Origin of the sequence: Lysobacter sp. cf310 (genome assembly GCF_900114355.1) — a bacterium.
In the GTDB taxonomy this organism is placed as follows: Bacteria; Pseudomonadota; Gammaproteobacteria; order Xanthomonadales; family Xanthomonadaceae; genus Lysobacter.
In genome coordinates, this window is record NZ_FOSS01000001.1 from 164242 (window position 1) to 175325 (window position 11084).

The 11084-nt window shown below is 69.1% G+C and carries 12 protein-coding genes; 9 read left to right on the plus strand and 3 right to left on the minus strand.

The annotated features are described in order from the left end of the window. Nucleotides 1–23: 23 nt before the first annotated feature. Complete coding sequence (locus tag BMZ45_RS00705) at nucleotides 24–275, plus strand: SemiSWEET transporter (protein ID WP_091631356.1); 252 nt, start codon at nucleotides 24–26, stop codon at nucleotides 273–275. A 3-nt stretch (nucleotides 276–278) separates the two neighbouring features. Here BMZ45_RS00705 and BMZ45_RS00710 read toward each other — a convergent pair whose 3' ends face one another. From BMZ45_RS00710 to BMZ45_RS00720, 3 genes are read right to left on the minus strand one after another with little or no spacing between them, the layout of a single operon-like run. Beyond that, nucleotides 279–878 (minus strand): DUF998 domain-containing protein, encoded by a 600-nt coding sequence (locus tag BMZ45_RS00710; RefSeq protein ID WP_343124193.1) that lies wholly within the window; start codon nucleotides 876–878, stop codon nucleotides 279–281. Next, nucleotides 875–1075 carry a helix-turn-helix transcriptional regulator gene (locus tag BMZ45_RS00715; RefSeq protein WP_343124200.1) on the minus strand — a complete coding sequence of 67 codons (201 nt, stop codon included), beginning with the start codon at nucleotides 1073–1075 and terminating at the stop codon, nucleotides 875–877. The genes BMZ45_RS00710 and BMZ45_RS00715 overlap by 4 nt, the downstream gene beginning before the upstream one ends. A gap of 23 nt (nucleotides 1076–1098) precedes the next feature. Beyond that, nucleotides 1099–1728 (minus strand): hypothetical protein, encoded by a 630-nt coding sequence (locus tag BMZ45_RS00720; protein ID WP_091631360.1) that lies wholly within the window; start codon nucleotides 1726–1728, stop codon nucleotides 1099–1101. 133 nt (nucleotides 1729–1861) lie between these two features. Here BMZ45_RS00720 and trxA point away from each other — a divergent pair, with 133 nt between their 5' ends. From trxA to BMZ45_RS00760, 8 genes are all read left to right on the plus strand, one after another. Beyond that, nucleotides 1862–2734, plus strand: coding sequence for a thioredoxin (trxA, locus tag BMZ45_RS00725; protein WP_091631362.1), 873 nt, complete (start codon nucleotides 1862–1864; stop codon nucleotides 2732–2734). A gap of 126 nt (nucleotides 2735–2860) precedes the next feature. Beyond that, on the plus strand, nucleotides 2861–3313 hold the full coding sequence (locus BMZ45_RS00730; protein WP_091631364.1) for a DUF4442 domain-containing protein: 453 nt from the start codon (nucleotides 2861–2863) through the stop codon (nucleotides 3311–3313). Between the two features lie 307 nt (nucleotides 3314–3620). Beyond that, complete coding sequence (locus tag BMZ45_RS00735; protein WP_175488878.1) at nucleotides 3621–5594, plus strand: bifunctional serine/threonine-protein kinase/formylglycine-generating enzyme family protein; 1974 nt, start codon at nucleotides 3621–3623, stop codon at nucleotides 5592–5594. A gap of 409 nt (nucleotides 5595–6003) precedes the next feature. Next, entirely contained in the window at nucleotides 6004–6675 is a 672-nt protein-coding gene (locus BMZ45_RS00740; protein ID WP_091631368.1) for a DUF502 domain-containing protein, read from the plus strand. A 70-nt stretch (nucleotides 6676–6745) separates the two neighbouring features. Beyond that, entirely contained in the window at nucleotides 6746–7891 is a 1146-nt protein-coding gene (locus BMZ45_RS00745) for a PQQ-dependent sugar dehydrogenase (protein ID WP_091631370.1), read from the plus strand. After that, entirely contained in the window at nucleotides 7888–8679 is a 792-nt protein-coding gene (locus BMZ45_RS00750; protein ID WP_091631372.1) for a queuosine precursor transporter, read from the plus strand. Before BMZ45_RS00745 ends, BMZ45_RS00750 begins: the two co-directional genes overlap by 4 nt. 124 nt (nucleotides 8680–8803) lie before the next feature. Continuing rightward, nucleotides 8804–10609: a DUF885 domain-containing protein gene (locus BMZ45_RS00755; RefSeq protein WP_091631374.1), complete on the plus strand. Its 1806-nt coding sequence runs from the start codon at nucleotides 8804–8806 to the stop codon at nucleotides 10607–10609. Nucleotides 10610–10770: 161 nt separating this feature from the next. Then, nucleotides 10771–11031 carry a hypothetical protein gene (locus BMZ45_RS00760; RefSeq protein ID WP_091631376.1) on the plus strand — a complete coding sequence of 87 codons (261 nt, stop codon included), beginning with the start codon at nucleotides 10771–10773 and terminating at the stop codon, nucleotides 11029–11031. The last annotated feature ends 53 nt before the right edge of the window (nucleotides 11032–11084 follow it).

Genomic DNA, 11084 nt, shown 5'->3' on the forward strand with positions numbered 1-11084 from the left:
GGGCAACCACGGGGAGCGCCGCGATGGATCTGGAATGGATGGGTTACGTCGCCGCGACCCTGACCACGCTGTCGTTCCTGCCGCAGGCGGTGAAAACCATCCGCAGCCGCGACACGCGCGGCATCTCGCTGGGCATGTACGTGGTGTTCACCGTCGGGGTCGGCTTCTGGTTCGGCTACGGCCTGGCCCTGCACTCCTGGCCGATGATCGTGTCCAACGCGATCACCTTCGCGCTGGCGGCGACCATCCTGGGCCTGAAACTCAAGTACGGCTGAGGCTCAGCGAGGCGCCGCCCGCGCGCGCGCCGCGACCAGCCACCACAGCAGCCAGGTCGCGAACGCCGCGCGCTGGGCCAGGCCCGCCGGCAGCAGCGAGGGCAGCACCAGCGCGAACAGCAGCACCGCCAGCGCGGCGACCAGGCTGGCCAGGCTCAGCGTGTGCAGCTCCGGGCGCGCGCGGCTGCGGCTGCCCAGCGCGATCGCGAATGCGCCCGCGGCGAAGGCCAGCCACCACAGCAGCCACACCGTCGCATGCAGGCGGCTGGGCGCGGAGTCGAAGTCCTGCGTGTCCAGCGGCAGCAGGCCTTGCGCAGCGAAAGCCAAGGCCGACAGCAACACCAACTGCGAGCCCACGCGTACGCTCCAACGCGTGCCGGCCAGCGCTTCGCGCAGCCCCAGCGCCACCGCCGCGGCGAGCAGGCCCGGCAGCGCGAACGCGAACAGGTTGAACCACCGCGCGTAAGGCACCCCCGAACCGCCCAGCCAGGCGACCGGATGCTGGGTATGCGCATAGCCGTCGAACAGCGCGCCGAAACCCGCCAGCGCCAGCACGAAGGACAGCAGCGCGGCCGCGGCCGCGATCGTTTTCCAGGCTTTCACGACAACTCCCATACGAATACGTCCTCGACTCCGACTTCGAACGCGCGCGCGATCCGGAACGCCAGTTCCAGCGATGGCGCGTAGCGTCCGGCCTCCAGCGCGATGATGGTCTGGCGGGTCACGCCGCAGGCATCGGCCAGCGCCTGCTGGGTCATTTCGCCGCGCTCGAAGCGCAGGCGGCGGATGTGGTTGCGGATCGGGGTGGCGACCATGCGCGCGCTCAGTGCCGATCGCGCCAGTAGTAGACCGCGCTGGCCGCGTACTCGCACAGCCAGCCCCACATCAGCGCGAACACCAGCAGGCTGGACACCATCGCCGGCGTCGCCCAGGCCAGGCGCGAGGCCGGACTCAGGCCCAGCGTCACCGCGATTCCGATCACGCCGAAAATCAGCGCACCGTGGCCCCAGTCGGCGGCGTGGCGGGCGATCTCGCGATCGCGCTCGTCCTCGCCGACCGCGCCGCGCCAGCGCGAGCTCAGCACCTGCGACAGCACCGCCCAGGCGATCAGCAGCAGGACCAGATGGCGGCCGACCGCGCCGGCCTCCGGATTGCGCCACAGCTCGGCGCCCTGGAACACCTGCACCTTGGCCAGGTAATAGGCGACCGCGACGAGCATGAAGCCCAGGCCGATCCAGGCCCGCCATTCGCCGAGCGCGGCGCGGCCCTCGAACTCGGAACGCGGCACCCGATGCAGCAATAGCAGCGAGCCCCAGGCCGTGGTGACCAACAGGGCCACCCCGAGCTTGCCGCCGTCGAAGCCCAGCAGCGCCGAGGGGCTGGCGATCAGCAGCCACAGCGACAGCCCCGCCACCGCCAGCAAACCGGCCAGACCCCAGCTACGCGTCATCATGGTGTACCCCTGACCAGACAATATGTACGCTGTACATTACATTCACTCCAAAGCATGTCAAGTATTTTTTACATGTCTTGGATTCGCCCCGGGCTGGCACCATGTCCGGCTGATCGTTTACGCAGGACCGCCCATGACCGTCTCCGCTCCGCAGCCGCACGTCTTCGACGCCACCACCGACCGCTTCGAGGCCGAGGTCCTGCAGCGTTCGCTGCAGACGCCGGTGCTGGTCGATTTCTGGGCCGCCTGGTGCGAGCCCTGCAAGACCCTGGGCCCGCTGCTGGAAAAGCTGGCCGGCGAGTACAACGGCGCCTTCGTCCTGGCCAAGGTCGACGTGGACGCCGAGCAGCAACTGGCCGGCATGTTCCAGATCCGCTCGATCCCGACCGTGTACCTGGTCAAGGACGGCCAGCTCGTCGATGGCTTCCCGGGCGCCCTGCCCGAAGGCCAGCTGCGCGAATTCCTCAGCCACCACGGCATCCAGCCGGCCGCGGCCGTCGAGGAACCCGTGGCCGACGAGGCCGAGCCCGCGCTGGACCCGCACGCCGAAGTGCTGCGCCTGCGCGCCGAAGTCGCGGCCGAGCCCGATCAGGCCGAGCGCAAGCTCGAACTCGCGCTGGCCCTGCTGCGCACCGGCGCCGCCCACGAGGCCGAACAGCTGCTCGACGCGCTGCCCGCCAACCTGGCCACCGACGACCGCGCCCTGCGCGCCCGCGCGCGCCTGGGCTTCGCCGCCCTGCTCAAGGACGCGCCCGCGCCGGAGGTGCTGGAAGCGGCGATCGCCAGCGACGAGACCGACCTGCGCGCACGCCACCTGCTCGGCGCGCACCGCCTGATCGGCGGCCAGTCCGAGGCCGCGCTGGAGCAGTTCATCGAGATGCTGCGGCGCGACCGCGCCTACCAGGACGGCCTGCCGCGCAAGGCCCTGATCGACGCCTTCCGCGTGGTCGAGGACGAAGATCTGGTCGGCCGCTACCGCCGCAAGATGTCCTCGCTGCTGTTCTGAGCCGCACGCTCACCCGGGAGCGAGCGTCCGCTTTCGCTCGCTCCTCACTCCTCCAAACTCACTCCCCGCCCTTGACTATACGCATGCGTATGGCAGGCTGAACGCCCCCGCCCGCCACGACCGCGCATGAAAGCCAGCACCCTGAAACTCGGCCTCAACCTGTGGCCGCCGTTCCTGTTCAGCGGCATCCGGGTCTGCCGGATCGCAGCCGACTACCGCCACGCGCGGGTCGAGCTGCGAATGCGGCCGTGGAATCGCAACTACGTCGGCACCCACTTCGGCGGCAGTCTGTTCTCGATGACCGATCCGTTCTGGATGTTGCTCACGCTCAACGCGCTGGGCCGCGACTACATCGTCTGGGACAAGGCCGGCGCGATCGAATTCGTGAAGCCCGGACGCGGCACGGTGCACGCCGAATTCACGCTCGACGAGCAGGTGCTGCAGCAACTGCGCGAGGCCACCGCCGGCGGCGAAAAAACCCTGCGCTGGTTCGACACCGACGTGATCGACGCCGGCGGCGACGTGGTCGCGCGCGTGCGCAAACAGCTCTACGTGCGGCGCAAACCCGGCCGCGACTGAACCCCGGCACTGTGCGCAACAGGTCGGCTGGCAGGATGTGAAGACCGGCCACGGTCTATTTCTGACGCGGTGGGTCCATTCCCGACGCAGTCGCGGCGTCTGCGCGCCCGCCGCCATGCTGTGGCCTGTCGCCTTGCGCTTCCGACGAGGCACAATAGGCGTGCGCGACAATGGATGGCGCGTCTTCACGTAGTTTGCGTGATGTGAGTGTGGTCAGTCCCGGCGCGCATCGGCGTATGCTGGGCACTCGCGACAGGGGGCCGCGATGTCCAGGTCTACACAAAATCCGCACGAAGAATCAGCGCCGTTGCCGGAGATCGCCGGCTATCGCCTGCGCCGCGTGATCAATCACGGCGGCATGTCGACCGTGTACCTGGGCGAACAGATCGGCTTGGCGCGCGAAGTCGCGATCAAGGTCATGCTGCCGTTGGCGCTGTCGGACGAAGTCAGCCGCCGCCGCTTCGAAAACGAAGTGCGCACCATCGCCAGACTCGAACACCCCAACGTCGTGGTCATCCACGAAGTCGGACGCACGCGCGAAGGCCTGCCCTACTACGCCATGCCGTATCTGGCGCGCGGCCATCTGGGCCAGCGCGATCTGAGCAAGGACGAGCCGCGCGCGATCGCGATCATGGAAACCCTGTTGTCGGCGCTGGATTACGCGCATGCGCGCGGCGTCGTGCATCGCGACGTCAAGGCCGAGAACGTCTTGTTCGACGACGCCGAGCGTCCGCTGCTGGCCGACTTCGGCATCGCCCTGCGCCGCGGCTTCGGCCCGCGCGTGACCGCGGCCGGTCTGGCCGTGGGCAGCACCGCCTACATGGCGCCGGAACAGGCGCGCGGCGAAGACGTCGACGGCCGCGCCGACCTCTACAGCCTGGGCGTGCTGGGCTGGGAAATGCTGACCGGCCGCCTGCCCTTCGAAGCCGCCGACGCGCTGTCGATGGCGGTGATGCACGCGCAGGACCCGATTCCCAAACTGCCGCAGCACCTGCGTCACTGGCAGCGCTTCATGAACCGCGCGCTGGCCAAGCAACCCGGCCAGCGTTTCCAGGACGCGGCCGAAATGACCGAAGCGCTGGCCGACGTGCAGCGCAGCGGTTTCGTGCACAGCCTCAAGCGCCTGCTACCGCGCGCCCAACGCTTGCGCCAGTGGGCGGTGCCGCTGTGGGCCGGCGTCGCGGTGGCCGCGGTGGCGGTGGTCGCGATCGGCTTCGGCCTCAGCAGCGCCCAGGACGACGAATTCTTCCGGGTCGAGCGCGCCGCCGCGCCGGCCAGCGCCGCCGCCAGCGCGGCGGTCGGCGACCCCACCGACGCCATGCTCGCGCCGCTGCCCGAAGCGCCGCTGCAGCGTTCGCTGGAGGAGGCGCGCCGCTACATCCGCCAGGGCAAGCTGACCGCGCCCGCCGACGGCAACGCCTACAACAGCCTGCTGACCGCCTGGCACGCCGACAGCACCAGTCCCGACGTGCGCGCGGGCGTGACCGAACTCACCCGCGCGCTCGGCGACCAACTCGCCGTGGCCGTGCGCGAGCGCAACGACCAGCGCGCACGCGAACACATGCTCAACGCCACCACCCTGGCCCAGCAGACCGGCAGCGCCGATTCGCCCGCGATGCGCGCGTTGCGCGATCAGGCCGCGGCCGCGCTGCAGGCGCGCATCGAACTGGACGGCAAGCGCAACGATCGCGAGGACGCGCAGCGCTCGGCCGCGCTCGCGGCGGAACTGGACCTGCCCAAGGCCACCTCCGCGCGCCTGATCGCGCAGGCCAAGGCGATCGGCGGTCTGCGCCCCGGCGAGACCGTCGCGGTCGGCAGCGTGATCCAGGACAACAGCCGCATCACCGTCGCGCTCAGCCCGCGTCCGGTCAGCCGCGCCGAGTACGCGCGCTTCGCCAGCGCCAGCAACCGCAGCCCGGCGCTGTGCCGCGAACGCGCCTCGCTGCTGCGTGTGCTGGCGCCGCGCAACTGGGAATCGCCGGGCTTCAAGCAGAGCGACGGCGAGCCGGTGGTCTGCGTGTCGCAGGCCGACGCCGAGGCCTATGCGCAGTGGTACAGCCAGCAGACCGGCCGGCGCTACCGCCTGCCGTCGGCGGCCGAAGCCGAGAACCTCAACGACACTCCCGGCCGCGCGCTGTCGATGTGGCTGCGCGACTGCGGCCGCGACTGCCAGCAGCGCCAGGCTAGCGGCGCCTCCTGGCGCAGCGGCCAGGCCCAGCGTCCGCTGGCCGCCGCGCGCGGTTACGACGACGTCGGTTTCCGCCTGGTGCGCGAACGCTAAGGGCGCAGCGGCGGAGCGCCGCTCCGCTTCAAGCCAAGCCCCTCGTAGCACGCCATGCGCCAAAATCGCCCGGTGACCAGCCCCATGGCGACGGTGCGGTTATCACCGCACCCTACAGCCTTCGTAGGATGTGGTGAGCCAAAGGCGAACCGCATCGCACGGCGACCGGCCCGAGGACGACGGTGTGGTTATCACCGCACCCTAGGACCTTCGTAGGAGGTGGTGAGCCAAAGGCGAACCGCATCGCCGCGCCATCGTCCCGACGACACCGGCCCGACTCCTGACGCCCCTGGCCGCGCCATTCGCGCCAGCCCGTCGCCCCCCCGCACGACCGCCCGCGCCCACGCCGACCCCAAGCCCCCATCGCGGCACCGCCGCGCATGCCCGCGCTCGCCTACAATCTGGCGCCATGCGCATGTCCAATCTGCAACGCCTGTTCCTCACCGGTCTGCTCACCCTGCTGCCGATCTGGCTGACCTGGGTGGTGGTCAAGTTCGTGTTCGTGCTGCTGTCCGACACCAGCCGGCCGCTGATCGACCCGCTCCTGGCCAACCTCGCCGCGACCAATCCGCAGGCGCTGGGCTGGCTCACCGAGCGCTGGTTCGCCACCGCGCTGGCCCTGGCCGCCACGCTGGGCGTGATCCTGCTGTCGGGCGTGATGGCAAGGCGCGTGTTCGGCCAGACCCTGCTGCGCGGCTTCGAGGCGCTGATCAAGCGCATCCCGCTGGCCAGCACCATCTACTCCAGCGCGCGCCAGTTGCTCGACATCCTGCAGACCAAGCCCGACGGCACCCAGCGCGTGGTCCTGATCGACTTCCCGCATACCGAGATGAAGTCGATCGGCTTCGTCACCCGCGTGCTCAAGGAACAGGGCACCGGCCGCGAACTCGCGGCGGTGTACGTGCCGACCACGCCCAACCCGACCTCGGGCTATCTCGAGATCGTGCCGGTGGAAAAGATCACGCCCACCGATTGGAGCGTCGACCAGGCGATGAGTTTCATCATCTCCGGCGGCGCGGTATCGCCGGAGACGATTCCGTTCTCCGTTCCCGTCGCCACCGACACCCAGACCGCGAACTGACCTTATGCGCACGCACGGACGCACCGCCCTTTCCATCCTCCGCCGCGGCGCCGCGCTCGCGTCGCTCGCCATGGCGCTGGCCCTGCCCGCCGGCGCCACCGAATCGGTCGCCCTGCTGCCGCAGACGATCAAGCTCGAAGACGGCCGCAGCTTCAAGCTCACCCTGCCGGCCAACCTCGAAGTCGTGCCGGTCGCGCAGGGCTACAAGCGCATCCGCTTCTTCGCGCGCAGCCCCGACGGCCGCATCTTCCTCACCGACATGCGCGACCTCAGCGACAACCGCAAGGGCCGCGTGCTGATCCTCGACGGCTGGGACGAGAAGAAGGCCAAGTTCGCCCGCATCACCCCCTACCTGACCGATCAGCGCAACCCCAACAACCTGGCCTTCCATACCGACAAGCAAGGCCAGCAGTGGCTGTACCTGGCGCTGACCGACAAGCTGGTGCGCTACCGCTACCGCGCCGGCGATCTCGCGCCCAGCTCGGCGCCGGAAACGCTGGCGACCTATCCCGACTACGGACTGAGCTACAAGTACGGCGGCTGGCATCTCACCCGCACGGTCGCGTTCGCCAACAACGGCAAGATGTACGTCTCGGTCGGCAGCAGTTGCAACGCCTGCATCGAGAAAGAGCCGGTGCGCGCGACGGTGATGGAGTACAACCCCGACGGCAGCGGTGCGCGCGTGTACGCGCGCGGCCTGCGCAACGCGGTCGGCCTGATCGCCCACGACGATCGCCTGATCGCGACCAACCAGGGCGCCGATCACCTCGGCCTGGACAAGCCCGACGAGACCTTCTTCAAGCTGACCGACGGCGCCGACTACGGCTGGCCGCATTGCTACCACAGCCGCGGCAAGGTCTACGCCGATCCCAAGTTCCCGCGTCCGGCCGGCTGCGCCAAGGTGCCGCGCGCGTTCGGCTGGTTCCCCGCGCATGCCTCCGCGCTGGGCGTGGACTGGTTCCCGGCCGGCGACGGCAGCCTCGCCAATCAGTACGTGGTCGCCCTGCACGGCTCCACCAACGCCAAGATCGGCCACGGCTACAAGCTGGTGCGGGTCAACGCCGACGGCAGCAACGGCGGCGACCTGATCACCGGCTTCCTCGACGGCGCCAAGGTCAACGGCCGCCCCTGCGGCGTGCTGCGCATGGGCCGCGACGCGTTCCTGTTCACCGACGACAAGTACGGCGTGATCTATTACGTGAGACCGAAACGATGAGCGCATCCGCGCCCGGGATCGTGACCAAGACGCTGGAAGACCGCGCGCTGCGCTTGTTCATCGTTCTGTCGGCGTTCTTCTGCGTGAACGCGGTGCTGGCCGAGTTCATCGGGGTCAAGATCTTCGCGCTCGAGGACACGCTCGGAATCGCGCCGCTGCAATGGAACCTGTTCGGCCAGAGCGGTTCGCTGAGCTTCACCGCCGGCACCCTGCTGTGGCCGGTGGTGTTCCTGATGACCGACGTCATCAACGAGTTCTTCGGCCGCCGCGGCGTGCGCACGATCTCCTGGCTGGCCGCGCTGTTGATCGTGTACGGCTTCGTGTTCGCGTTCGCCGCGATCTCGCTGGCGCCGGCCGGCTGGTGGGTGAAGGCGGCTCAGTCGCAGGGCGTAGCCGACTACCAGGCCGCGTTCGCGGCGGTGTTCGGCCAGGGCCTGTGGACCATCGCCGGCTCGCTGGTCGCCTTCATGCTCGGTCAGCTGATCGACGTGGCCGTGTTCCACCGCATCCGCAACGCCACTGGCGAGAAGCACATCTGGCTGCGCGCGACCGGCTCGACCGCGGTCTCGCAGCTGGTCGACAGCTTCGTGGTGCTCTACATCGCCTTCGTGCTGGGGCCGCAGAAGTGGCCGACCTCGCTGTTCCTGGCGGTCAGCACGGTCAACTACGCCTACAAGATGCTCGCGGCGATCGCGATGATTCCGCTGATCTACCTGGTACGTGCGGCGATCGTGCGCTATCTGGGCGCCGCACGGGCGCAGCAATTGCGCGACGAAGCCGCTGCCTGAACGCGACGCGCGCCGCGGTTCGGCGCATCCGGAGCCCCGCCGCGCGCGATCCGTGACTTCCGACCGGGGCGGCTGCGCGGACGCTCGGCCATGCTGGGCGTCTTATCGCTCCGGGGAACCCGTAATGACCTTGCGTCCGCTCGCTCTCGCACTCGCTCTTACGGTCGCCGCCGCGACCGCCGCGCCCGCCTACTCCGCGCAGGCGCCCAAGGCCGCCGCCGTCGATCAGGCCAAGGCCGCCAAGCTCAACACCCTGTACGGCCAGTACTGGGAAGAAGTGCTGAAGCTCAACCCCGTCCAGGCCACCTTCCAGGGCGACAACCGCTACAACGATCAGCTGCCCGATTTCGGCACCGCCGAATACCGCAAGGAATCGCACGACTTCACCGTGCGCTGGCTCAAGACCGTGCAGGACATCGGCCCGGCCGGCCTCCAGGGCCAGGACCTGCTGAGCTACGAGACCTTCGTGCGCGACTCAAAGAGCTCGCTGGACTCCGAGCAGTTCCCCGACTGGATGATGCCGATCAACCAGATGGGCAGCATGGCCAGCTTCGCCGTGCAGATGGGCTCGGGCACCGGCCCGCAGCCGTTCAAGACGGTCAAGGACTACGACAACTGGCTCGCGCGCGGCAACAAGCTGCCGGTGCTGTTCGACACCGCGATCGACAACATGCGCCAGGGCATGAAGGCCGGCGTGGTCCAGCCCAAGGCGCTGATGATCAAGGTGATTCCGCAGCTGGACGCGCTGATCAAGGACAAGCCGGAAGAGACGCTGTTCTGGGGCCCGATCAGCAACCTGCCCAAGGACTTCTCCGACGCCGACAAGCAACGCCTGACCGCGGCCTACCGCGAGATGATCGCCAGCCGCCTGATGCCGGCCTACAAGAAGCTGCGCACTTTCATCAACGACGAGTACCTGCCGGCCACGCGCGACAGCGTCGGCATCGACAAGCTGCCCAACGGCCAGGCCTGGTACGCGTTCAACGCGCGCCAGCGCACCACCACCAACCTCAGCCCGGCGCAGATCCATCAGATCGGCCTGGACGAGGTCGCGCGCATCCACGGCGAGATCCGCAAGGTGATGACGCAGGTCGGCTTCAAGGGCTCGCTGCAGGACTTCTTCAAGTTCATGCAGACCGATCCGCGCTTCAGCTTCAAGAGCGAGGACGCCCTGCTGGCGCACTACCGTGCGCTGGAAGCCAAGATCAACCTGAAGATTCCGCAGCAGTTCTCGCTGGTGCCGAAGGCGCCGTTCGAGATCCGCGCGGTCGAGCCCTTCCGCGCGCAGTCCGCGGCCGGCGGCGAATACCGCAGCCCCAGCGAGGACGGCAGCCGTCCGGGCGTGTTCTACGTGAACACCTACGACCTGCCCACGCGCAAGACCTGGGACGCCGAGGATCTGTACCTGCACGAGGCGATTCCGGGCCACCACTTCCAGCTCGCGCTGCAGCAGGAGCTGACCGGCATTCCGGCCTTCCGCCGCTTCGGCGGCGAAACCGCCTTCATCGAGGGCTGGGGCCTGTACGCCGAATCGCTGGGCAAGGACCTGGGCGTCTACACCGATCCCTACGACTACTTCGGCTACCTGCAGAACGAGCTGTGGCGCGCGATCCGCCTGGTCACCGACACCGGTCTGCACAGCAAGGGCTGGACCCGCGAGCAGGTGATCAAGTACATGCTCGACAACTCCGCCGAAAGCGAAACCCAGTCCACCGCCGAGGCCGAGCGCTACATCGCCTGGCCGGGCCAGGCCCTGGCCTACAAGATCGGCGAGCTCAAGATCCAGGAACTGCGCCGCAAGGCCGAAAAGGAGCTGGGCCCGAAGTTCGACGTGCGCGAGTTCCACGCCGAAGTGCTGAAGGACGGCTCGGTGGCGCTGGACGTGCTGGAGCAGAAGATCGACCGCTGGATCGCCAGCAAGCAGGGCTGATCGACGCCCCGATCGAACGGAAAAAGCCGGGCTAGCCCGGCTTTTTCTTTGCCCGGCGCCGCCCGCCCCAACCGGTGCCGGCGTACAGGCCTTGTCCGCGCCCTCACCCCAGCCAGCGTAAGTTCCGCCTGGGTGCCGTAGCCGGCGCCCGGGAGGCCGTCATGCCGCCGGTGCTGTTCTTCCTGTGCATCGCCCTGGGCGCGCTGCTGCTGGCGACCCTGTTCGGTCTGGCCTGGCGCCGCCGCGGGCATCCGGTGCTGCTGGTCGCCTCTGTGGCCTGGCTGGCTTACGCCCTGTACGAGGCCGCCATTCAGCTCCACACCCCGCAGGCCGCGCTCCGCGCCGACCTGCTGCTGCTCTGGCCCCTGCTGGTCCTGATCAGCCTGTACGCGCTGTGGCGCGCCCGCCGCCCCGCGCGTTGACGGCGCCCGGACGCGAACCCGGCGTGGCGTGCGGCCACGCCCCAGGCGGCGAA